At 42.5% G+C, this 22,156-nt stretch carries 21 protein-coding genes; 7 read left to right on the top strand and 14 right to left on the bottom strand.

The genetic code is table 11. The annotated features are described in order from the left end of the window. Positions 1-16 precede the first annotated feature (16 nt). Genes V7P40_RS02315 through V7P40_RS02305 form a run of 3 tightly spaced genes read right to left on the bottom strand, consistent with a single transcriptional unit; the run spans position 17 to position 1,556 of the window. Positions 17-1,027: an aldo/keto reductase gene (locus tag V7P40_RS02315; RefSeq protein WP_333784356.1), complete on the bottom strand. Its 1,011-nt coding sequence runs from the start codon at positions 1,025-1,027 to the stop codon at positions 17-19. Then, positions 1,027-1,329 carry a DsrE family protein gene (locus tag V7P40_RS02310; RefSeq protein WP_333784355.1) on the bottom strand — a complete coding sequence of 101 codons (303 nt, stop codon included), beginning with the start codon at positions 1,327-1,329 and terminating at the stop codon, positions 1,027-1,029. Before V7P40_RS02310 ends, V7P40_RS02315 begins: the two co-directional genes overlap by 1 nt. Continuing rightward, positions 1,326-1,556: a sulfurtransferase TusA family protein gene (locus V7P40_RS02305; protein WP_333784354.1), complete on the bottom strand. Its 231-nt coding sequence runs from the start codon at positions 1,554-1,556 to the stop codon at positions 1,326-1,328. The genes V7P40_RS02310 and V7P40_RS02305 overlap by 4 nt, the downstream gene beginning before the upstream one ends. Before the next feature lie 22 nt (positions 1,557-1,578). Here V7P40_RS02305 and nth point away from each other — a divergent pair, with 22 nt between their 5' ends. From nth to V7P40_RS02290, 3 genes are read left to right on the top strand one after another with little or no spacing between them, the layout of a single operon-like run. Further along, entirely contained in the window at positions 1,579-2,232 is a 654-nt protein-coding gene (gene nth, locus V7P40_RS02300; protein ID WP_333784353.1) for an endonuclease III, read from the top strand. Next, positions 2,229-3,467, top strand: a complete 1,239-nt coding sequence (locus V7P40_RS02295; RefSeq protein WP_333784352.1) for an aspartate kinase — start codon at positions 2,229-2,231, stop codon at positions 3,465-3,467. Before nth ends, V7P40_RS02295 begins: the two co-directional genes overlap by 4 nt. Then, the gene (locus tag V7P40_RS02290) at positions 3,464-4,225 is read left to right on the top strand and encodes an SAM-dependent chlorinase/fluorinase (RefSeq protein WP_333784351.1); all 762 of its coding nucleotides are present in this window, start codon (positions 3,464-3,466) and stop codon (positions 4,223-4,225) included. Before V7P40_RS02295 ends, V7P40_RS02290 begins: the two co-directional genes overlap by 4 nt. Here V7P40_RS02290 and mog read toward each other — a convergent pair. After that, positions 4,209-4,739 (bottom strand): molybdopterin adenylyltransferase, encoded by a 531-nt coding sequence (gene mog, locus V7P40_RS02285; protein WP_333784350.1) that lies wholly within the window; start codon positions 4,737-4,739, stop codon positions 4,209-4,211. The two genes, V7P40_RS02290 and mog, sit on opposite strands and share 17 nt — an antisense overlap. A gap of 48 nt (positions 4,740-4,787) precedes the next feature. Between mog and gltB the strand changes: the two genes are divergently transcribed. Beyond that, positions 4,788-9,278 carry a glutamate synthase large subunit gene (gene gltB, locus V7P40_RS02280; protein WP_333784349.1) on the top strand — a complete coding sequence of 1,497 codons (4,491 nt, stop codon included), beginning with the start codon at positions 4,788-4,790 and terminating at the stop codon, positions 9,276-9,278. Here the strand turns inward: gltB and V7P40_RS02275 are convergent. The 4 genes from V7P40_RS02275 to serA form a co-directional block, all read right to left on the bottom strand. Beyond that, a complete protein-coding gene (locus tag V7P40_RS02275) occupies positions 9,268-10,089 on the bottom strand; it encodes a lysylphosphatidylglycerol synthase domain-containing protein (protein ID WP_333784348.1) in 822 nt (273 codons plus the stop codon). The genes gltB and V7P40_RS02275 overlap by 11 nt on opposite strands. Next, entirely contained in the window at positions 10,086-10,685 is a 600-nt protein-coding gene (locus V7P40_RS02270; protein ID WP_333784347.1) for an FAD-dependent oxidoreductase, read from the bottom strand. Before V7P40_RS02270 ends, V7P40_RS02275 begins: the two co-directional genes overlap by 4 nt. A gap of 9 nt (positions 10,686-10,694) precedes the next feature. Next, positions 10,695-13,628 (bottom strand): AAA family ATPase, encoded by a 2,934-nt coding sequence (locus V7P40_RS02265; RefSeq protein ID WP_333784346.1) that lies wholly within the window; start codon positions 13,626-13,628, stop codon positions 10,695-10,697. Positions 13,629-13,737: 109 nt separating this feature from the next. After that, on the bottom strand, positions 13,738-15,330 hold the full coding sequence (gene serA / locus V7P40_RS02260; protein ID WP_333784345.1) for a phosphoglycerate dehydrogenase: 1,593 nt from the start codon (positions 15,328-15,330) through the stop codon (positions 13,738-13,740). 140 nt (positions 15,331-15,470) lie between these two features. Here serA and petA point away from each other — a divergent pair, with 140 nt between their 5' ends. The 3 genes from petA to V7P40_RS02245 are packed head-to-tail and all read left to right on the top strand — an operon-like array spanning position 15,471 to position 17,845. Continuing rightward, positions 15,471-15,989, top strand: coding sequence for a ubiquinol-cytochrome c reductase iron-sulfur subunit (gene petA / locus V7P40_RS02255; RefSeq protein WP_333784344.1), 519 nt, complete (start codon positions 15,471-15,473; stop codon positions 15,987-15,989). Between the two features lie 18 nt (positions 15,990-16,007). After that, the gene (locus tag V7P40_RS02250) at positions 16,008-17,219 is read left to right on the top strand and encodes a cytochrome bc complex cytochrome b subunit (RefSeq protein WP_333784343.1); all 1,212 of its coding nucleotides are present in this window, start codon (positions 16,008-16,010) and stop codon (positions 17,217-17,219) included. After that, entirely contained in the window at positions 17,216-17,845 is a 630-nt protein-coding gene (locus tag V7P40_RS02245) for a c-type cytochrome (protein WP_333784342.1), read from the top strand. Before V7P40_RS02250 ends, V7P40_RS02245 begins: the two co-directional genes overlap by 4 nt. Here the strand turns inward: V7P40_RS02245 and V7P40_RS02240 are convergent. From V7P40_RS02240 to V7P40_RS02215, 6 genes are all read right to left on the bottom strand, one after another. Beyond that, the gene (locus V7P40_RS02240; RefSeq protein ID WP_333784341.1) at positions 17,823-18,482 is read right to left on the bottom strand and encodes an endonuclease III domain-containing protein; all 660 of its coding nucleotides are present in this window, start codon (positions 18,480-18,482) and stop codon (positions 17,823-17,825) included. The two genes, V7P40_RS02245 and V7P40_RS02240, sit on opposite strands and share 23 nt — an antisense overlap. Beyond that, a complete protein-coding gene (locus V7P40_RS02235) occupies positions 18,439-19,026 on the bottom strand; it encodes a hypothetical protein (RefSeq protein ID WP_333784340.1) in 588 nt (195 codons plus the stop codon). The genes V7P40_RS02240 and V7P40_RS02235 overlap by 44 nt, the downstream gene beginning before the upstream one ends. Before the next feature lie 4 nt (positions 19,027-19,030). Continuing rightward, positions 19,031-19,213: a cation transporter gene (locus V7P40_RS02230; protein ID WP_333784339.1), complete on the bottom strand. Its 183-nt coding sequence runs from the start codon at positions 19,211-19,213 to the stop codon at positions 19,031-19,033. Then, positions 19,203-19,814, bottom strand: coding sequence for a molybdenum cofactor guanylyltransferase MobA (mobA, locus tag V7P40_RS02225; protein WP_333784382.1), 612 nt, complete (start codon positions 19,812-19,814; stop codon positions 19,203-19,205). The genes V7P40_RS02230 and mobA overlap by 11 nt, the downstream gene beginning before the upstream one ends. After that, positions 19,814-20,236 carry a tetratricopeptide repeat protein gene (locus V7P40_RS02220; protein ID WP_333784338.1) on the bottom strand — a complete coding sequence of 141 codons (423 nt, stop codon included), beginning with the start codon at positions 20,234-20,236 and terminating at the stop codon, positions 19,814-19,816. Before V7P40_RS02220 ends, mobA begins: the two co-directional genes overlap by 1 nt. Before the next feature lie 65 nt (positions 20,237-20,301). Beyond that, positions 20,302-22,155: a putative nucleotidyltransferase substrate binding domain-containing protein gene (locus V7P40_RS02215; RefSeq protein ID WP_333784337.1), complete on the bottom strand. Its 1,854-nt coding sequence runs from the start codon at positions 22,153-22,155 to the stop codon at positions 20,302-20,304. Between the last annotated feature and the right edge of the window lies 1 nt (position 22,156).

Raw genomic sequence — 22,156 nt, 5'->3', positions numbered from 1 at the left:
AGTATAACCATCAGATTTATTGGAAAAGTTTTAGGAACGTGCTTTGGTCAATCTTTGGTCTTTCAAACAGCTCAAGGTTCTCATTTAAGTGGTATAGCTTGCTCATTCCTACCAGTGCGGTGCCCACTCCTGGAGTGCTCCTTACGAACTGAAGGGCTACATGGATATCCCTCTCTAAGTGGAAAAACTCCTTTAGTTTTTGATGGACACGACCTATCACCCTACCCTGATAGATGGATGCGCTCGTGTAAGTGTAAATGTTTAACCTTTCGCAAGCTTCAAGGGTGGAAAGTTTTTCTCCGTTTATTTCTTGATTTTTTAAAGTGTATGCTTCTGTCATTCCCAAGTTGTATGGAAGTTGGATAAACCTCATGTGGTGATCCTTTCCAGCTACCTTTTCTGCAACTTTGACGATCTGTGCCAAGGATAAATACTGTCTTGAGGAAGGGGACACTCTAAAACCGCTCCAGGTAGCAAGCCCGTAAAATTTAAGCTTTCCAACTCTTACCATCTCTTCCAAGAAATAAAAACACTCTTCCAGCTTCTTTAGGAATTGCTCCCTTGAGAAAAAGTTCAGTTGCTCTTCGGGATTGTGAAGAAAATATATATCTATGTAATCTGTTTGCATGTTTTCCAAGCTTTTGTTAAAACACCACTCTATAAACTTAGCTCCAAGGTAGTGTCCTTGGGAAGTCATCTCTTGAATGTTTATAATGCCAGTATTAATAAAGTTCTCGTAAAAATAATCCTTTGGATCTACTCCAAGTTCCACGTCGTAAGGAACATAACCACCCTTTGTAGATATAACAAAGTTCTCCCTTCCGAACTCACTTACTACCGCACCCACGTCCCTCTCGCTCTTCATATACCTATACACTATGGCAGTATCTACCACATTAACTCCCCTTTTGAAAGCTTCACGTATAACTTCCCTGTAGCCTTGTGAGGTTTTTTCATCCAAATCTCCCAAATAGGTTCCCACACCAAGCTCAGAAAGGGATAAGTTTAAAAAATTCTTTTTTTCCATCAGTTAAAAGATAGGACTTTATCACACTCAAGCATTATTCTTGAGAGATTATAAGTAGAACTGCTTTCAAAGAAGGGAAGGGGTTCTTTTATGCCCCTTTGGTGGGCAGAATGAGAACAAAACAGAAGCCTTGCTCCGAGCTTTTTAAACTCTTCCGTTTCCGGTCTTATTGTATAGTATGCACCGTTGCCCGTAAAGAAGATGATAACCTCTCCCTTTTTTACCAATTCTTTTGTTAGCTTTAAAATAGTTGCGTAGTCTTTTGAAAAAGGATTACTGCTTACTACAAAAAGAAACCTCATTTAACCTTCCTTATGAGTATTTCCCAACTGCCATTGTCTAACTTATTAACTGCCAGCACTTCTTGTCCTTCTTCCTTCATGCTTTTTGGCACGTTTTCCACGGATGGCGGATAGTCTAAAATAACTCTGAGAACCTGACCCACCTCCATTTGCTCCAAAACAAGCTTACTTTTCACGAAGGTAAATGGGCAAACCTCACCTTTTATATCAAGTTCTCTGTCCGCCATAGCTTTATAATTATAAACCCCGGTGGAACTTCAGGAGCTGAAAAAAGTCATACAAATTCTTCGCAGAGAATATGACCACCTTAATGCTCCTATAGAAAAGCTGAAGGCTCAAAAGAGAGGAGATCCTTTGAGATCTCTCATATGCACCCTTCTTTCTACTCGCACAAAGGACGAAACAACTGCCGAAGTTTGTAAAAGGCTTTTTGAAAGAGTAAAGAGCTTGGATGATCTTTTGGAAATAGACCAAAAGGAGCTTGAAGGCTTGCTGTATCCTGTGGGCTTTTACAAAAACAAGGCAAAATACCTTAAGCAGATTGCTTTACAAATTAAAGAAGAGTTCAACGGTGAGGTGCCTAACACCCTTGAGGGGCTTCTGAAGCTGAAAGGAGTGGGAAGGAAGGTAGCAAACATAGTCCTTGTGGAAGCATTCGGAAAGCCAGCCATAGGTGTGGATACGCACGTGCATCGCATATGCAACCGCTGGAAGCTCGTAAACACAAAAACTCCAGAGCAGACAGAGAAGGCGCTAACTCAGATATTGCCAAAAGAATACTGGATGGACTTTAACAGGCTTTTGGTAGCCTTTGGGCAGACGATCTGCAGACCAGTAAAGCCAAGGTGCGATGTGTGTCCTGTGAGAACCTTTTGCGACTTTGTTAAAATAAAAGCTTCATGAGCAAAACCCTTGTTATGAAGTTTGGTGGCACCTCCGTAGGGAATCTGGAGAGAATACAGAACGCAGCAAGAAGGGTCTTCAAAAAGACAGAGGAAGGCTATAAAGTTGTGGTGGTATCCTCTGCTATGGCGGGAGAGACAGACAGGCTTATAAATTTGGCAAAACAGATAGATAAGTTTCCTTCGGAGCGGGAGGTAGATATGCTCATAAGCACGGGGGAACAGCAGGCAATAGCCCTCTTTGCACTAACCCTTAACAAGCTCGGTGTTCCTGCAGTGAGTCTTTGCGGATGGCAAGTGCCCATAATAACGGATAAGGTCCATACAAAGGCAAAGATAAAGAAAATAGGGGTTCAGAGAATAAAAAACCTTTTGGAAGAGGGATACACGGTGGTAGTAGCGGGCTTTCAAGGTGTGACGGAGGATTGGGAGATAACAACCTTAGGAAGGGGAGGCTCAGACCTTTCGGCGGTAGCCTTAGCCCACGCCTTAAATTCAGACTGTGAGATATACACGGATGTGCCCGGAGTCTTTACCGCAGACCCAAGAATAGTTCCCAAACCAAGGAAAATACCTTACATCTCCTACGAAGAGATGCTTGAGATGGCTTCCCTTGGAGCAAAGGTTATGCAGGCAAGAAGCATTGAGCTTGCCATGAAGTATGGTGTTAGAATACACGTAAGGAGTTCCTTTTCCGAAGAGGAGGGAACATGGATAGTGCCGGAGGATGAAGTTATGGAGAAGGTAGAAGTTAGAGCTATAACCTTAGACACAAAAGAATCCCGCATAACCGTAGTGAGGGTGCCGGATAGACCTGGTATAGCCTACAGTATATTCAAAGCCTTAGGGGATGCTCACATAGTGGTGGATATGATAGTGCAGAATGTGTCCCATCAAGGCTACACGGATATGTCCTTTACTGTCAATAAGGCGGATGCGGACAAGGCGGAGGAAATAGTTAAGAAAGTAGCCAAAGAGATAGGAGCTCAGGGGGTAGAAAGGGACGACAATGTAGCCAAAGTATCCGTTGTGGGCATAGGTATGAAAAGCTCCTACGGAACTGCTGCGAAGATGTTTGAAGTGCTTTACAAAAACAACATAAACATAATGGCAATATCTACCTCTGAAATAAAAATATCCTGTCTAATTGAAGCCAAATACGGAGAGCTTGCTGTTAGAGAACTTCATTCTGCCTTCATAGAAGAAGGGGATAAGGTGCAGGTTATAAACAGTTGAGCCTGATAGTTTTGCTTACGGATTTTGGAACAAAAGACGGCTTTGTGGGAGCGGTAAAGGGAGTTTTGCTTTCTATAAACCCTTACTGTCAGATAGTTGATCTAACTCACGAAGTAGAACCCTTTAACGTAATGGAAGGTGCGCTCATTTTAAGGGCACACTACAGATACTTTCCCAAAGGGAGTATATTCCTTGGGGTGGTGGACCCGGGAGTAGGTTCAGAAAGAAAGGCTGTAGCTGTCAGGTGCGGTGCCTATACCTTTGTCGGACCGATGAACGGACTTTTTGACTTGGCGCTAAGGGACATAGCTATGCCCCCCGAATGCTATCTTATTGAAAACTTTACTCTTCCAAGGATAAATCAAACTTTTCACGGCAGGGATGTTTTTGCTCCCGTGTGCGGTTACCTGTCAAAGGGTGTGCCTTTGCAAATGTTAGGAAGAAGGATAGAATATGAGTTTTTGCTTGAGTGGGAGAAGGCAAAAGAGTTCAAAAACAAAATAGAGGGTAAGGTTATACACTTTGACAGATACGGTAATGCCATAACCAACGTACCCTGCGGTAAATACTCTCATGTTGTATTTAGAGGGCAAAAAATAAAGGTAGTTAGCTACTTTTTGGAAGGGGAAAGGGAGCAGATAAACGCAGTGTGCGGAAGCTTTGGATACATGGAACTTTTTGTTCCTATGGGGAACGCAAAGGAAAGGTTTGGGATAAGTTTGGGAGAAGAGGTATGCTTTTTTACTTCTGAGGTCTAAAAGCCTTTAATCTTTCTTCCTTTGTTTCTATGTATGGACCACCTATTAGGTCTATGCAGTAAGGCACTGCAGGAAATACCGCATCCAAGCACAGCTTTATAGATTGGGGTTTTCCGGGAAGGTTAATGATCAGGGTTGAGTTTCTTATGCCAGCTGTTTGTCTTGAGAGGATGGCTGTAGGCACCTGCTTTAAAGATACTGCCCTCATCAGCTCTCCAAAGCCCGGAAGCATCTTTTGACACACAGTTTCAGTAGCCTCGGGTGTTACGTCCCTCGGTGCAGGACCCGTTCCTCCAGTGGTAAGAATAAGGCAGCACTTTTCCACATCTGCCATGTGAATTAGAGCGCCCTCTATTATCTCTCTTTCGTCGGGAACTATGCGATAGACCGTTTCAAAAGGTGTGGCTACAACTTCGTGAAGGTATTCTATAATATACTTTCCGCTTATGTCCTCGTATTCTCCTTTGCTGGCTCTATCCGATATAGTTAGCACACCAAACTTCACTTTTTCCATTTCAAATTTTAACTTAAAATATTATACTCTTTTTTTGAGGAGCGTAAGATGGCAATTTTAGAACATGATTCATGCGGAGTAGGTTTTGTATGCCATACTAAAGGAGAGCAAAGCCACCAGATAGTTAGGTGGGGTGTGCAGGCGGTAAAGAACCTCACCCACAGAGGTGCTGTAGGTGGGGACGGCAAAACGGGAGACGGCGCAGGCGTTATGATAGAGATCCCCAGGAAGTTTTTCAGAGATTACATAGAGGAAAAAAACCTTCCCCTTAGTTCCATAGAGAACTTGGCCGTTGGAGCAGTTTTTTTATACCAAGACGTAAAGGACAAAGTGGAAGAGCATATAAGAAAAAGCCCTTTTAGACTGGTAGGATGGAGAGAGGTGCCCGTAGATAGCTCGGCGGTGGGAGAGTCTGCCCTAAGGGTTATGCCCAAAATCTTTCACCTTCTTTTGGACTGCGAAAGGGTAGAACCTACTTTGAGAGAGCTTGAGCTTTACCTTTTAAGAAGGATCATAGAAACGGACAGCAAATTAAAGGACAAACTATACTTTGCCTCTTTGTCCTCAAAAACGCTGGTCTATAAGGGAATGCTCGTTGCTCCCCAGTTGGACATATTCTATCCGGACCTTTTGGACGAGAGAATAAAGTCTTGGTTTTGCCTTTTCCACCAAAGATACTCCACAAACACTTTTCCCAACTGGAACTTAGCCCAGCCCTTTAGATATTTGGCACACAACGGAGAGATAAACACGATTTTGGGAAACAGAAACTGGATGATGGCACTGCAGCACGAGCTGGAGCATGAGCTTTTCGGTGAGAGAATAAAGCTTGTAAGACCTTTGGTGTCTCATCAGGAAAGCGATTCAGCTTCTTTGGACAGGGTTTTTGAACTTTTGGTGTTGGCCGGATATTCTCCAGAGCATGCCATAAACATGCTCATACCTCCCGCTTGGGAGTCCGTGCCTTGGCTTTCGGAGGAGGTCGTAAGGTTCTTTGAGTATCAGTCCCTTTTGATGAAGCCTTGGGACGGACCTGCAGCCATAGCCTTTACAGACGGGAAGGTGATAGGAGCCCACTTAGACAGAAATGGCCTTAGACCCTCAAGGTATATTCTCACAGAAGACAACATACTTATTTTGGGCTCCGAGGTGGGCATGGTAGATTTGGAGGGGAAGAAGATAAAAGAAAAGGGAAGGCTTGGACCAGGGGATACACTTTTGGTAAATCCAAAGGAGGGCAAGCTGGAAAAAACGGAAGAGATCCTTCAAAGATTGGCAAAACAAAAGCCTTACGGAGAATGGATAGACAGATATCTCGTAAGACTGAAGGAGCTGGCAAAAGACCAGTCCTTTGAGCTAAGTCAGGACAACGAACTAATCAGAAAACAGATAGCCTTTGGATATACCCAAGAGGAGATAAAAAACGTTTTAGCTTATATGGCTAAAGAAGGAAAAGAGCTAACCTTTTCAATGGGAGATGACACACCCATACCACCCCTTTCAGAAAAGCCAGTGCTGCTTTTTAGATACTTCAAGCAGAGGTTTGCCCAAGTTACAAACCCACCCATAGACCCCATAAGAGAAAAAGCGGTTATGTCCCTGAGGATGAACTTGGGCTACAAGAGAAATTTCTTAAAAGAAACGCCCGAGCATGCGAAGAGGCTCCAAATAGACAGTCCCATACTTCTTCCCCACCAGTTTAGAACCCTTATGGAGCAGAATCACTTTAAAGTAGCTTGGATTCCCATAACCTATCCAAAGGAAAGAAGCTACTGTATAGTGGAACTTCAGGATCTGGCTGGCGAAAGGCGTATAACCGACCTTATATACGACGCTATGTATGAAGGTATTGCCATATGCGACCTTAGGCTGGGGGTGGAGATTGTTTGCAGAAGGGTAGAGGAAGCGGTAAGGGAAGGTGCAGAAATTATAGTCCTATCAGACGCAAACATAAACAAATACAGACTTGCGGTGCCAAGCCTTTTGGCGGTTTCCGCAGTTTTCAAGTGGTTATCAGAGAGAAAACTTTCTAACAAAATATCCATAGTTGTGGAAACAGGTGAAGCGAGGGATACACACCATATGGCTTGCTTGGTAGGTTATGGAGCCTCTGCTATTTATCCATATTTGGCTTATCAAACCATAAAAGAGCTCTGTCAGTCAGGAGAGATAGACCTGCCCTACGAGAAAGCTATTTTGAACTACAAAAAAGCTTTGGAAGACGGAATTCTCAAGATAATGTCCAAGATGGGTATATCTACTCTAAACTCCTACCAAGGGGCAAAGATCTTTGACACCGTATGCTTAAACAGGGACTTTGTGGAAGAATACTTTCCGGGCACACCCGCAACCTTAGAAGCAGACGGGATCTTTGAAGTCCAAGATGGTTTAATTAGAAGACATGATCTGGCATATGAAGTAGATAAGCCACAGCTGGATTATGGCGGGGACATGAAGTTTAGAAAGGGTGGAGAGTGGCACGCTTGGTCTCCTTTCGTAGTGAGGGCTTTGCACAAGTTTTTGGAAACAAAGAACTACGAAGACTACAAGGAGTTTTCAAGGATAGCAAACCAAGAGAGACCTACCTTCATAAGGCATCTTCTAACTTACAAGAAGGCTGGAAAGCCACTCCCGATAGAGGAAGTGGAACCAGAGGAGAGCATACTAAAGAGGTTCGTAACGGGTGGCATGTCCTTGGGAGCTCTTTCTCCAGAAGCTCACGAGGTTTTAGCGGAAGCCTGCAACCGCCTTGGCATGAAGAGCAACTCTGGAGAAGGTGGAGAGGATCCACAAAGGTATTGGACCATCAAAAACTCAGCCATAAAGCAGGTTGCATCCGGAAGGTTTGGTGTAACTCCCACCTACTTAGCTTCTGCCAAAGACATTGAGATAAAGATAGCCCAGGGTGCCAAGCCCGGAGAGGGGGGACAACTGCCGGGACACAAAGTAAACGAATACATAGCCAAGCTAAGACACGCCCAACCCGGCATTACCCTAATATCTCCACCACCCCATCACGACATCTATTCCATAGAAGACTTAGCCCAGCTTATAAACGACCTGAAGGAGTCAAACCCAGAGGCAAGGGTGTGCGTCAAGCTTGTGGCCGAAACGGGAGTGGGAACGGTGGCAGCAGGAGTGGTAAAGGCTTATGCAGACATAGTGCAGATAAGTGGAGCGGAAGGAGGAACGGGTGCAAGTCCTTACAGTTCAATAAAGAATGCGGGCAACTATTGGGAAATAGGTTTGGCTGAAACTCAAAGGGTTTTGATGGAGAACAACTTAAGAGACAAGGTGCGCCTTAGGGTAGACGGTGGGATGAGAACGGGTAAAGATGTAATAATTGCAGCCCTTCTTGGCGCAGAGGAATTTGGGTTTGGGACTGCTGCAATGATAGCGGAAGGTTGCGTGATGGCAAGGCTCTGTCATACGAATCAGTGTCCCACCGGAGTAGCAACGCAAGACCCAAAATACAGGGAAAAGTTTAAAGGAAAAGTGGAAAATGTTATGGCATATTTTAGAGCGGTGGCAAGGGAAGTGAGGGAAATACTGGCGCAGATGGGTTTTAGAAGCATGGATGAGATAATAGGAAGGAGGGACTTGCTGGAGGTGATAACCTTTGACCATCTGCCTGGCTCTATGAGGATTAAACTTGAAGAGTTTTTAAAAGAGGACTATCCAAAGGACAAGCCTTTGAAGTGTCTTGTAGATAGAAACGACAACCCAAGAAGAAGCCCATTGGCACAGCAAATAGAGGAAGAAATACTGCCATACATAGAAAGGGGGGAGAAAGTGCAAAAAGAATATAAAATAAGAAACATAGACAGGTCCATACCTACCCGCCTTGCATACTACATAGCGGTTAAATACAGAGATGAGGGGTTGCCGGAAGATACTATAAACCTTACCTTCTTTGGCACCGCAGGACAGAGCTTTGGTGCATTCAACCACAGGGGAATGTCTTTAACCCTTGTGGGGGATGCTAACGACTATGTGGGTAAGGGCATGTATGGGGGAAGAATAGTTATTAAACCTTCGGATGTGGAGGATACTCAAAACCATGTCATAATGGGAAACACCTGCCTTTACGGTGCGACAGGTGGAGAGCTTTTCGCCGCAGGAAAGGCTGGAGAGCGCTTTGGAGTTAGAAACAGCGGGGCTATTGCGGTAGTAGAAGGGGCTGGCATGCACTGCTGTGAATACATGACCGGTGGTATAGTGGTAGTTCTTGGTCCAGTGGGATACAACCTTGGCGCGGGCATGACCGGAGGATACGCATACATTCTTGATCCAGAGCTTCCAAAGAAGGTAAACACCTCCTACGTGATAGCAAGGGGGCTTATTACTGAAGCGGAGAAAGAAGAGCTAAGAGAGCTAATAAAAAAACACTACACGTACACATCAAGCCTTTGGGCAAAGCACATATTGGACAACTTCTCCGAATACCTAAAAAGCTTTTACAAAGTTATTCCCATAGAAGCTTGCAAGAGAGACAGCTTTGGCGCAACGGACGTTTGCGAAGTAGAGCTTAAAACTTAGATGTCTTACGATGTAGAAATATCAGGGAAGGTATGCCATAAAGAGCAGAAGATAGAAGAAGAAAAGCGTGAAACACAAGGGCAAGCTTTATAGGCTCCTTAAGGCTCTCTCCAAAGAGCTTTTGAGGCAAAGAAAAACTAAGCTCGTAGGTGCCAAAGCCACCAAAGCTGTGAATAGGCAAAACCGTGCTTAGCTCACCACCTAAAAAACTTAAAAACAATAAAACAGAAGGATCCAAACCTACCAAAAACATAAGGCTGGAAAACTTCAGAAGGGCAGAGATCAGAGAGAGAACGCAAGCCAAAAGGGAACTGTAAAAGTTAGCGTCAAGCCCTTTAAATCTTCTTAAAGGAACATGCAGAAAAAGGGAGATTGAAAACAAAAAAACCGGAAGAAATCCAAGGTAGAGGCTTGTCTTCTCAAGCGCATAAAAGAAAGTGGTAAGGATAAAAAGTCCAAAGAGGTCCAGTAGCCTTCCCCAGAGAAAAACTACCAAAGAGGTTGAAAGGTTAATCCCAAGTTTTCTTGAGTAGTAAAACCAGCTGAGCTCTCCAGTCCTTGCGGGCAGTAAGTTATTCAAAAACACGTTCGCACTGTTTATGAAGAAGGACTGAAAAAAGGAGATGTCTTTAAGAAGTATTTTCCATCTTATACTCCTGGTAATGTGGCTCATCCCATAAAAAAAGCTTGCAAGAAGAAAGCCCTTTAGAGTTATCAACCCAAGAAAGTTTATTATCTCCTTTGGTGGCAAAAAGTAGAAAAGAAGGGAAAGAAAGGTGAAAGATAGGAGAAAGGGAAATATCTTTTTCAATCCTGCGGCACGTCGTGGATTACTATCCTTTTGCCCGCCATTCGGGAAAGAATTTCCACCGCAACCTCCACACCAGAGCCCGCACAGGAAGCAAAATGAGAGCTAAGCCCAGCCAAAGTTCCAACCACAAACAAGTTAGGTAAAACCTCATAATCTTTGTGCTTTATCATAACCCTACCAGGCTTTGGGGACTTGGGATTTTCTATAACTTCCAAACCCAAGCCCTCTATGCTGAACTCTTTAAATCCACAAGCCAAAACTAAGTAAGTTGAGCTGTATTGAGCACCAGACTCTGTGACAACTTTGTAGTTTCCGTCGTCTTCCCTGTTTATCTTTATTACCCTCTCCTGAGAAAACTCCACACCACCCCAATCCTCTATCTGTTTTCTCATTATACTTAAAAGCTCTTTTCCCGAGATAGGTGGCAAGCCGGGCACGTTCTTCAGGTATGCCTTGTTTAAATCCGATTGGTCCGTGTCAAAAACCAGATACTTTCTATCTTCAGCCCAGCTCCAATCTCTACCTCTTGCAGATACTAAGGTTAAAGCACACGCCAAACCACTCGCTCCACCACCGATTATGATCACATCGTGCATGGTTAAATATTATACTCTCTCAAATTCCAATTTTTCGTTCAATAAACTAACACGCACCAAATCTCCTTCTTTTATCTCACCTTTTATTATCTTCTCCGCTAAAGGATTTTCCAGATACCTCTGAAGAGTTCGCTTTAAAGGTCTGGCACCATAAGTAGGTTCGTATCCAAGCTTAACCAAATGCTTCTTTGCTTCTTCTGTTAGCTCTATCTTTATATTCTTCTCTGCAAGGCGCTTGTTGATGTTTGCAATAAGCAGGTCTATTATCTGAAGTAACTCCTTCATAGTCAAAGGTTTGAAGACAATCACCTCGTCTATCCTGTTTAGAAACTCTGGTCTGAAGTAGTATCTTAGTTCTTCTAAGACCTTTTCCTTTGCCTTTTCAAACTCCTGCTCTATCTTATCAGTAAGAAGATACTGGGAACCTATGTTAGATGTCATTATGATTACTGTGTTTCTAAAATCTACCGTTCTTCCGTGCGAATCTGTTAGCCTTCCGTCGTCCAGCACCTGTAAGAACAGGTCAAAGACCCTTGGATGGGCTTTTTCTATCTCGTCTAAAAGAAGCACAGAATAAGGTTTTCTTCTTACTGCTTCTGTTAGTTTTCCGCCTTCTTCGTAACCTACATAACCTGGGGGAGCGCCTATTAGCTTTGCTACGCTGTGCTCTTCTTTGAACTCTGACATGTCAAGCCTAATGAGAGCATCCTCTTCTCCAAAGAGAAGCTCTGCCAGTGCTTTTGAAAGTTCGGTCTTTCCTACTCCAGTAGGACCCAAGAATAGAAAGCTGGCTATGGGCCTTTTTGGATCCTTCAGTCCCGCCCTTGCTCTTCTTATTGCCTGAGCTACCGCGTTAACCGCATGTTCCTGGTCTATAACCCTTTTGTGAAGCTCCTCTTCAAGTTTTAACAGCCTTTCCATTTCCTCTTCCTTTAGCTTAGAAAGGGGGATGCCAGTCCATTCAGAAACCACCTGAGCAACGTCTTCGGAGCTTACCACCAATTGCTGGCTTTTGGCACTTTCAAGCTCTTTCAGCTCCTTCTCAAGCTTTATCTTCTCTATCTTTAGGTTTGCCTCCCTCTCATAGTCTCCCCTTTCGGAAGCTTTGATGATTTCGCTGTCTAGCTCTTCCATCCTCTTTTTGATTTCCTGTATCTTAAGATCTATACTTCCCAATTTGGAAAGAAGATCTTGCTTTTCCTTTTCTAACTGTATCTTCCTTATTTTCAGCTGAGCTTCCTTTTCGTAACTTCCTTCTAAGAAAGCCTTTTGTATTTCTTCGTCCAGAGCTTTTATTTTTCTTTCCAGCTCTTGGATCTCTGGTGGAACGGAGACTACCGAGAGCTTTTTCCTTGCACAGGCTTGATCCAGGGCGTCTATAGCTTTGTCTGGAAGCTTTCTGAACGTGACGAACCTTTTGGTGAGTTTTACTGCACTCTCTATAGCTTCATCGGATATTTTCACTTTGTGGTGATTCTCAAGTCTTTGGCGCAGACCTTTTAGTATCTCTATGGTTTCTTCTTCGGTTGGCTCATCTACGTATATAGGTTGAAATCTTCTTTCCAAAGCTGGGTCTTTCTCTATGTACTTCCTGTATTCATCTACCGTGGTAGCACCAATAAGCCTTATCTCTCCCCTTGCCAGGGCAGGCTTTAGCATGTTCCCCGCATCCAAGGAGCCTTCAGCTTTCCCTGCCCCAACCACCGTGTGAATTTCGTCTATGAACAGTATTACGTTAGACTTTTGCTTTACTTCCTCCAAAAGACTTTTTAGTCTCTCCTCAAACTCACCTCTGTATTTGGAGCCTGCCACCAAAGAGCCCATGTCTATGCTTATAACCTCTTTATCTTGTAATTCGATGGGAACCTCCTTGTTTGCTATCCTTTGAGCCAACCCCTCCACTATGGCGGTTTTACCAACGCCTGGATCACCAACTAAGACAGGATTATTCTTAGACTTCCTAAGAAGCACCTCTATTACCTGATTTATCTCCCTTTCTCTGCCTATAACTGGATCCAGTTTGCCTTCCTTTGCAAGCTGGGTTAGATTTGTGCCAAACCTCTCCAGAGGAGACCTTTCCTCTTCCTTTAGCTCTTGGCTTACATCTTTCATCCTTTCACCTCCTAAGCTTTCTTTTAATAATTTACTACCTATGGATTCTTCCACCTCAAGCAAGGCTGTAGCTATGTGATAAGGTTCCACCTGTGCTTTTCCTTCTCTCACAGCCAAGTCTTGAGCCCTTTCCATCACTTTAACCAAGTTTTGAGAGTAATCAAAAGCAGGTGCTATTCCAAAAACTCTCTGATAAACAAGATCCTTGAACCTTTCAGGAGATAAACCGATCTCCTTTAGCTGTTCCAAGACAGGAGATTGTTCCAAAGCCTTTTTAACCAATCCATCTATAGAAAGCTTGTTTTCTAAGAAAGCCCTTACGTCTTCTTGCTTAAAAACCCCCACCAAACTTCTCTCCACGCTATCTAACTGAGCCCTGTACTGGGATTCTATCCTCTCAAGCCTTGCATATTCAACCTCCAACTCCCTAACGCTCCAGTAATCCCCATATCTTCTTGCTCTATCTATTTCCCTTTTAACATCTTCCTTTGCTCTTCTTATCTTTTCCAGCTCTATCTGAACCTGTCCTATGTCAGACTTTATTTGCATTATCTTGCTTCTTAGGTCTATTAGATGCTTAGCTTCTTGCTCCGCTACCTTCTGAACCTGCCCTTTAACTCTGTTTAAATACTCCCCTACCCTCTTTAAGAACTCCTTAGGCTCTATTCCCCTCCTCTCAAGATACTTTCTAAGAGCTGACTTTTCGTCCGCCAGCATAACCATAAGAAGGTGATCCGTATCTACCTTAGTATCCTGCTGGGATCTTGCCAGTTCCTTTGCTCTGTTTAGGTATTCCAAAGACTTTGCGGAAAGAATGTTCTCACTAAACATCTCTGTCCTCCAAATTGATAGTAGGATTAATAATAATATTTAGTGTGTTATTGTCAAGTCTTTAAAACATCTACCCCTTCCCCAATTCTCCGCCAAGAAAACAAAAACCTTATACCTTTACTTGTTTCACAAGCAGAATCTCTGGGAGTTTTCTTATCTCCTCTATTACCTCTTCAGGCACTTCATCGTCCAAGTTTAGTATTCCAAGGGCTATGCCACCTTTCTTTTCCCTTCCAAGCCTAAATCCGGCAATATTTACATTTGCCTTTCCTAGCAGAGTCCCTATCTTTCCTATCACTCCGGGCACGTCCTTGTTTTCAAACAGAAGCATTATGCCCTCTGGTTCCACATCCACCCTGTATTTGTCTATTTGCACAATACGCGGAATGTTCCCCTCCAACACAGTACCAACCACTACCTTTTCGTATCCATCTGATTTTGCAACTACTTTTATGTAGTGCTTAAAATCTACAGTTTCTGTAGATGTTAGCTCCTCAACCTTTAAACCTCTATCCTTGGCTACATAAGATGCATTTATTATATTTATGGGAAAATCTACCACTTCTTTGAGTATTCCCATCAAAACCGCAGAAGCTATAGGATGGAAATGCTCCGCTATATCCCCTCTAACTTCTATATGCACCTCCCTTATTCCTTCCTCAGCCCACTGCACTAAAAATTTACCCATCCTCTCTGCCAGATCCAGATGGGGTTTTATCAGAGTAAGCACGGAAAGGTCTGGAAAGGGAGCATTTACCGCATACTCTACCGTTTGACCCCTTAAGGCCTTAACCACCTGCTGGGCTATTATAACCGCCACGTTCTCTTGGGATTCGTAAGTGTTGGCTCCTATGTGCGGTGAGAGGGACACGTTGGGAAACTTTTTGAGCTTTTCTATAAACTCATAAGGTGGTGGTTCTACCGAATAAACGTCCAGCCCCACTCCTCCGAGCTTGCCAGTTTCCAAAGCCCATATCAGATCCTCGTCCTTTACTATCCCACCCCTGGCACAGTTGATCAGTATAGCCCCATCCTTCATCAGTTCAAATTCTCTTCTTGTTATCATATGCTTTGTCTCGTGGGTCAGCGGAGCGTGTATGGTCAGAACATCCACCTGCTTTAACATTTCCTTCAGATCGTCAAAGAGTTTTACTCCAAGTCTGTCTGCTTTTTCCCTTGGAATGTAAGGATCGTAGGCAAAGACTCTCATCCCAAAGGCTTTGCATCTAATTGCCACCTGAGAGCCAATATTCCCCAAACCTATTATTCCTAAGGTTTTTCCGTATAACTCTGTACCCATAAACTTCTTCCTATCCCACCTTCCTTCCAGCATAGAGTTGTGAGCTACATGAAAGTTTCTTATAACGTTTAACATATGACCAATTGTAAGCTCGGTAGCGCCTATGGTATTTGCACCAGGGGTATTAATGACCAAAATGCCCCTTTTTGATGATTCCTCAATATCTACGTTATCCACACCTACACCAGCTCTACCAATTACTTTTAAGTTTTCCGCCCTTTCCAAAAGTTCTGCGGTAACTGGAGTTCTGCTTCTTGTGATTATGCAGTCGTAGTCTTTTATAACTTCCAAAAGTTCCTGATAGGAAATGTCTGGCTCGTAATCCACCTCAAAATCTGATTCCTTTCTAAGTATCTCAATACCCTTTTCAGAAATCGGATCTGTAATCAGGATTCTAAACATCAAAATTATTATAAACCCAAAATTAGCTTTAATTTTCAGACACTAAAGTGTATTTTAAGATGATCAAGTGATAATTTATACGTTGAATTAGAATATTGATATATAATTTACTTCTTAACTTTATTAAAGGAGGCTGTGCAATGGAGGCTTCAAGAAGGGACCTTTTAGGTCTAGCAGTAGGAGGTTTAGGTGCCTTAGGGGTAGTTGGGGTGCTTTATCCACTCGTGAAAGTTCTTTCTCCCAGTCAGGCTTCCTTGGCAGGGGCAAAGGTGGAGGTAGACCTATCCCAGATACAGGACCTTCAGGTCAGAGTTGTATCTTGGAAAGGAAAGCCCGTGTTTGTGGTAAAGCTGCCAGAGGGTTTTCAGTGGAACGGTAAGGTGACTGAAGCTAGAAATAGTCAGCTACTCCAAGGACAAAATGCCTATGCCCTAATAGCGGTGTGCACCCACCTTGGCTGTGTACCGCTCTGGAAACCACAGGGAGAAGGAGAGTTTAACTATCCTATATTCCACTGTCCCTGCCATGGAGGATATTACTCCCCATGGGGAGACAACATAGCAGGGCCACCACCAAGACCACTTTTTGTTCCTCCTCAAAAGAAAGAAAACAACAAACTCGTAATAGGAGAAGAAGGTTTCGTTAAAGAACTTACTTAATGCAAAGGAGGTAGGAACATGTTTGGAAGAATAGGAAGATGGTTTAACGACAGAAGCAAGCTTTCAGATCTTTGGCAATCTCAGATGGTTGAATACAAAGTGCCTAAGAATTTGACTTTCCCTTACGCTTTTGGCGTAATGGCGTTGATCGCTTTCTTAATTCAGGTGATCTCTGGTATATTCCTGACTATGTATTATGAGCCAAACATACACAGGGCTTTTGACAGCGTCAACTACACCATAATGAAAGAAGTTCCCTTTATGTGGTTGTTGCGTCAGGTCCATGCAGCAGGTGCAAACTTTTTCTTAGCTGTAGTCTATCTTCATATATTCACCGGCATATACTACAACGCCTATAAAAAACCAAGGGAGCTAACCTGGATAGTGGGCTTCTTTATATACTTTGTCCTTCTGATGACTGCTTTGTCCGGATATTTGCTTCCTTGGGGACAGCTATCCTACTGGGGTATGGTGGTAACCACTGAAATCCCCACCTCCATAGACAGTGCTCCCATAATAGGAAAGCTCAAAATAGGAGAAACCATATCCATATGGATGAAAGGTGGTTATGAGCTTGGGCAGATAACCCTAGGAAGGTTTTACGGACTCCACATATGGCTACTTCCCTTAATACTCCTGAGTTTAGTAGGCTTTCACTTCTACCTAGTCAGGGCCCACGGTATAACATCTCCAGACGGTAGAGAAATAGACAAGAAAAAAGAAGGTGTGCCTTTCCACCCGTACATAACATTAAAAGAAGGTGCCTATTTGATGGGATACTTAGCAGTTTTCTTCTTCTTTGTGTTCTTCTACATGAAACACTTCCTACCGGCAGACAACTACGACCCAGCGGATCCTTTCAAAACTCCTGCACACATAGCGCCCGAATGGTATCTTTTGGCCTTCTACACTATGTTTAGGTCAATTCCGGATAAGTTCTTGGGATTTGTAGTCTTCAACTTAGCCCTTCTGCTTCTGTTAATACTCCCATTCTTGGATTTCTCACCGCTTAGGAGTGCAAGAAACAGACCACTGTTCTTTATAATGTTCATAGTGCTTGTAATATCTTCCATGGCTCTTACTATACTTGGAACTATGCCACCCACTCCAACCAACGCTCTACTTGGGTTAATATTTACGTTAGGCTTTCTGTCTTTCTTCTTAGCATTGCCGATAATATCCCTTATAGAATGGGGCTGGTATAAAGCTAAGGGAGGTGATAGGCAATGATAAGGGCTATACTCTTAACAGTCTTAGTGGTAGTCTTCTTTTACATAGTGTGGATTAACAACATATTTGCCCCCCATGCAGAGTACGAAATACCAGAAGAGCACGAAAAGATAATAATGGACGTAAAATACGCTAAGGAAGGGAGGGAGCTTTTCATACAAAACTGCGCTGCCTGCCACTCTGTAAGGTACGACTCGCTTTATCCTAGTTCAATCCAGGCTAACCCCATTCTTCAATCCCTTCAAGAAAAGTATGGAAAAGTTTTACCGAATGACATCTACCAGGCGGTGTTTGCAAATGATTTAAATACCCTGAAGGAATCTTTTGGTAAGGTTCCACCTGACCTATCTACAAGCTACCTTGTTAAAGGACCGGGCTATCTTTATAACTTCATTCTCAAGCCTCAAGAAATCCTACCAGGCACCACCATGCCACCAGTTATGACAGGCAGACCGGAAGAAACCGCAAAGATAGTGGCTTATTTAAAATCCGTGGCTGAACCTCCCCCAGAAGAAAAGTCAAAGAGGAAGGTCATGGGAGTTGTAACTATCGGCTACTTTATAGTTATGGGTGTTCTCATCTGGTTATGGCGCGATAGAATACTTAAAAGGATTGGATTGCACTAATGCAAAAATCTTTCAAAAAGCACTCCCCACATCTGGGGGTGCTCTTACAGTACATCTTTGCATGGGTGTCTATCAAAGCATGAAACTCTTTGTAAATGGTTATATCCCTTGGAATACTATCCTCTATAAGAGCTTTTAGCCTGTCGTAATCCCCCTCTATGTTATAAAGTCTTTTAAATAACCTGATAGTATAGGCATCCACCACAAAGGTTAGTTTATCCCCTGCATAAAGAAGAATTGCATCCGCTGATTCTTTACCTACACCTTTAATTTTAAGCAATTCTTCCCTACTGACTTTCCTGACCACATCAGTGGGGTTAAAAAAATTAGCCACCCGTTTTAGTCTTTCCGCTTTAGCTTTGTAAAAACCAGAAGGTTTTATTAGTTTAGCAAGCTCTTCGTGGTTTGTTTTTCTTATAAACCTTAGTGAGAGTTCTCCTTCTTTCTTAATGTTCTCTAAAGCTTTTTCTACATTTTTCCATGCGGTGCCTTGAGTTAATATTGTGCCTATTATTATCTCATCCCTCGGATCTGTCCCTCTGCTTTTGTGATAGTGTTCATCCACAGGCCACCAGTTTTGATATCCATAAATATCAAGAAGAGTGTGATAAAGCTCGTACAAGGATATCCTTAACATGTCCGTATATGCCCTTTGGGTCAGACCTATAGGCTTTTCCTAACTCTACAGCCTGCTGATAGGATAATATACCTTCTTTCCTTAAGAATTGCAAAAATTGGGTAAAGTTATGAGTTTTCTTAGCGTTCATGTGTCCCCTTTCAAAGTCAAGTAAATAAACCGTTATATCTTTGCCAATCAGAAGGTTTTTGTCAAGTCTTGCAAACTCATCCCTGTTAATTTCTAAACTGTCTAAAAGAAAAGCCACATCAAGGACCTGAAGGTATATTTTTAACTTTTCCTCAGGTGTCAGCTCTAACTCTTCAATGGGCTTACCTTCAATAAACTCATACATGAAAAAATCTTCCCCTTTTAGTAAGATTTGAGGAAAATGTTTGTAACCTTTTAGTCTTTCAAGTATATCAGCCTCCTTCCTTATGGAATACTCCTTTTCTACGCTTCTGGCAACTTTTACTGCCACCTCTTTTTCCTCAAAGCGCCCTCTGTAAATTATCCCGCGCCAACCCTTGCTAAAATACTGTAGATTTTCTATTCTATCTTTCACATCCTCAAACCTCATCAACTACTTTGTATCCAAAGCTTTCTACGGCAGTCTTCAGAGTCTCAAAAGATACGCTCTCTTCCAAAACAACTCTAGCAAACTGATCCTGAAGAGAAACTTCCACTTCGGAAACCCCTTCTACACTGTAAAGGGCATTCTTTACTGTTCTCACACAGTGCTCACAGGTCATTCCTAAAATTTTTAGCTTTAATTCTCTCATAGACTTCTAATATAATCCTTGCGTCTTCTTTAGTATTCATGTTTATAAAAGCATCCGTAGAGACGCCCAACCGGACTATCTCGCTTTCTTTAACTGAAGTATATCCAACCGCACGCACAAAATCTAAAGCCTTCACTCCTCCAGCTTTTAGATATTCCTCCAAGGGTTTTAGGATTTCCTTTGGGTAAACTCCAAAAAATGTGTATATCTTTCCCCCAATTTCGTACAGCGTTATGTTTTTGTCGTATTTGTTCCAAAGGTATAAGATTAAGTCAGATTTTATTAGTGGCATGTCTGCACTCAGAACAATTATCCTATCCTCCTTGGTGTGATTTAAAGCAGTGTACAGACCAATCAAAGGTAGCTGTTTTTGGGAGATATCTTTTAGAAGTTTAACATCTTTCAAAAATCTATACTTTTCTGTATCCTTTGAAACCACAAAAACTTCACTGCATACTTCTTTAGCTTCCTGCACTATCCTTTGGATGCACGGCATACCACCTATGCTGAAAAGGGTCTTGTCTTCACCAAAACGCTTACTCTGTCCTCCAGCGAGTATGTAGCATTCCATCACTCCTTAAGTATGCTTTCTAATGTTTCCCTATATAAGGGATCATCTTTTAGTTCAAGGGCCTTTTTTATGTATGAAAGAGCTTCCTCTTTTTTCTCCTGCTTGTGGAGCACGTAGGCAAGGTTGTTCATAACGTCCGGATCCTCCTTTAACTTTATAGCCTTTTTATAATAAACTTCCGCCCTTTCGTAATCACCTTTTTTAGCATACACATTACCAAGGTTGAAGTAGGCTATAAAGTTTTTTTTGTCCTTTTTTATGGCCCTTTTGTACTCTTCTTCGGCTAAATCAAGCTTGCCCTGTTTTTCATAAACATAACCTAAATTTACGTGTTCCTCTGCAGTAAGATAATCGCCGAGTATAACAATTCTGGGCAAAGAGCAGGAGCTAAGGAAGATACACAGAAAGATTATGAATTTCATTCTTTCTTCAAGGGCTTAGCTAAACCTTATGAAGTTAAGTATAACACAAGGTTAGATAAGACCGTTTATTCTAAAAACCTTGTGCTAAAAAGATCTCGGAGTAGCTCTTGAAAGTTTTCAACTACTTTAAAGGCATCCTTTAACATTCCTCGCTCCTGTTTCGAAAGCTTGTTTGGATCTAAGTAATTATCCGGTTCATTTCCGCTTGTTATTTTTTCTGCCTGAACTCTGAAGCGTAGCATGTTTAGAAATCTGTAAGTCTCCAAGAGATCCTTTCCAAAGTTCTTTTCTATGATCCCCTTTTCTGTTAGCTTTCTTATTCGGTCGTAGGTATTTCTCTCGCGCACTCCGTTGGCAAGACTAACACATCTGATGCCATGGGCTATGGGAAAGATTCCACCTTTCTTTATATCAAGCTCACCTTTATGTTCACCTGTCCTTTCAACTACAAAACCTCTAAGAAAGGTTAAAGGTGGCCTAAATTTTAATCCCTCCCCGACTAAATAACTCAAAAAAAGACTTTGCCCTATTAGCTTTCTTTCCACAAATTCTTGGAGGCTATCTGCCAGAGTTTTGTCTCCGAAAACGCTTCTAAAGTCAAAAAATATGGCGGAACTCAAGATATTCTCGGGTTTTGGTGTGTCTATCCATAAATTTACCCTTTTTTTCCATTCTTCTTGAGATCCTCTCCATTCTGGGTTTGAGATCATAACATTACCGGGACAAGGAGGAAAGCCAACCTTTAACAAAACCTTTATGTACTCTTCAGAAAACCTTTTAAAATACTCCTTAGGCTCAAAGTCTATTATGGGGACTTCTTTGTAAATTAGGGCGTTGTCTTGGTCCGTCTTTAAACTTTGCTCCTGTCTACCTTCGCTTCCCAGAACGAGTATGGAAAAGGGGACTAAGGGCTCTTCCCCGAGGTTTTTTATTGCCAAGAATACTGCCTTTTTCATAAAACGGTCGTTAAGCTCGGATACGTATTTACCCACCCTCTCTGGGTCTGCTCCTTCTAAAACTAATTCCACAATTGCTTTAGCAGTTTGCTTGTATAGAAATGCTAAATCTTCTTCATCCTTTGACTTTTCTATTTCCTTAAAGAGGAAAACAAAATTTCTACTTTCATAGAGTATTATGTCTCTATCCTCTAAAACTCCTGTGGGTTTTTGATCAGAAAAAACAACCACCCTCCTTATTGCGTGTTTGGACATCAGGGTTAAAACATCTATAAGATAGTCTTCCTCTTCTACACCATATACAGGGAAAGATGCTATTTCGGCAGCTGTAGTTTGTGTCAGATCCTTCCCCTGTGCCAGCATACGTTTTATAATGTCCCTTTCTGTAATGATGCCATAACCATCTTGAAGTCTGACCAATACAGCTCTGTAATCCTCTTCTGCCATCAGATTTATAACTGCATCCAAAGTGGTGTTTGCTTCTACCACGGGTATCCTTTTTGGGTTCATATCCTTCACCTGAACCCTAGCAAGCCTCTCTAAGAGAGTATTTCCTTCTTCTTTTTTTCTTTCAAACCTACCTGCCAGCTTCCTGAGAAAGTATTGATTAAAGGTTTCGTATTCTTTGCAGAGTTTTTTGAAAATCTTGTCAGGAAGCAAAAACAAAAGACAGTCCTCGTAAGCCACAGCAGTAGAAGAAGGTGACTTCCCAGTTAGTAGAGAAACAAAACCAAAGCTTTCTCCCTCTTGAAGATAATCCAGAGTTTCTGTGTCTCTTTTGAGAAGAACAACCCCTTTTCTAACTATGTATAAACTGCTCAGAGGTGTTTGTCCTTCTTGAAATATAACCTCGTCCCTTTTGTAATACTGAACTTGCAGACTATAAACCACACTTTTAAGGATCTCTGGCGGCAAGTAGTTAAAGGGCTCGTGCTCTTTTAGAAACCTCTCCGCATCAAGCATG

This window comes from Thermocrinis sp. (assembly GCF_036781485.1).
Taxonomy (GTDB): Bacteria; Aquificota; Aquificia; order Aquificales; family Aquificaceae; genus Thermocrinis.
The sequence above is the reverse complement of the archived record's forward strand: the minus strand, read 5'-3'. Positions and strand labels throughout refer to the sequence as shown.

What these genes read in the sequence shown, in the direction of transcription:
- V7P40_RS02315 (WP_333784356.1), bottom strand. Translation starts at nt 1,027, where the DNA reads ATGGAAAAAAAGAATTTTTTAAACTTATCCCTTTCTGAGCTTGGTGTG.
- V7P40_RS02310 (WP_333784355.1), bottom strand. Translation starts at nt 1,329, where the DNA reads ATGAGGTTTCTTTTTGTAGTAAGCAGTAATCCTTTTTCAAAAGACTAC.
- V7P40_RS02305 (WP_333784354.1), bottom strand. Translation starts at nt 1,556, where the DNA reads ATGGCGGACAGAGAACTTGATATAAAAGGTGAGGTTTGCCCATTTACC.
- V7P40_RS02295 (WP_333784352.1), top strand. Translation starts at nt 2,229, where the DNA reads ATGAGCAAAACCCTTGTTATGAAGTTTGGTGGCACCTCCGTAGGGAAT.
- mog (WP_333784350.1), bottom strand. Translation starts at nt 4,739, where the DNA reads ATGGAAAAAGTGAAGTTTGGTGTGCTAACTATATCGGATAGAGCCAGC.
- gltB (WP_333784349.1), top strand. Translation starts at nt 4,788, where the DNA reads ATGGCAATTTTAGAACATGATTCATGCGGAGTAGGTTTTGTATGCCAT.
- V7P40_RS02270 (WP_333784347.1), bottom strand. Translation starts at nt 10,685, where the DNA reads ATGCACGATGTGATCATAATCGGTGGTGGAGCGAGTGGTTTGGCGTGT.
- V7P40_RS02265 (WP_333784346.1), bottom strand. Translation starts at nt 13,628, where the DNA reads ATGTTTAGTGAGAACATTCTTTCCGCAAAGTCTTTGGAATACCTAAAC.
- serA (WP_333784345.1), bottom strand. Translation starts at nt 15,330, where the DNA reads ATGTTTAGAATCCTGATTACAGATCCGATTTCTGAAAAGGGTATTGAG.
- petA (WP_333784344.1), top strand. Translation starts at nt 15,471, where the DNA reads ATGGAGGCTTCAAGAAGGGACCTTTTAGGTCTAGCAGTAGGAGGTTTA.
- V7P40_RS02250 (WP_333784343.1), top strand. Translation starts at nt 16,008, where the DNA reads ATGTTTGGAAGAATAGGAAGATGGTTTAACGACAGAAGCAAGCTTTCA.
- V7P40_RS02245 (WP_333784342.1), top strand. Translation starts at nt 17,216, where the DNA reads ATGATAAGGGCTATACTCTTAACAGTCTTAGTGGTAGTCTTCTTTTAC.
- V7P40_RS02240 (WP_333784341.1), bottom strand. Translation starts at nt 18,482, where the DNA reads ATGTTAAGGATATCCTTGTACGAGCTTTATCACACTCTTCTTGATATT.
- V7P40_RS02230 (WP_333784339.1), bottom strand. Translation starts at nt 19,213, where the DNA reads ATGACCTGTGAGCACTGTGTGAGAACAGTAAAGAATGCCCTTTACAGT.
- mobA (WP_333784382.1), bottom strand. Translation starts at nt 19,814, where the DNA reads ATGGAATGCTACATACTCGCTGGAGGACAGAGTAAGCGTTTTGGTGAA.
- V7P40_RS02220 (WP_333784338.1), bottom strand. Translation starts at nt 20,236, where the DNA reads ATGAAATTCATAATCTTTCTGTGTATCTTCCTTAGCTCCTGCTCTTTG.
- V7P40_RS02215 (WP_333784337.1), bottom strand. Translation starts at nt 22,155, where the DNA reads ATGCTTGATGCGGAGAGGTTTCTAAAAGAGCACGAGCCCTTTAACTAC.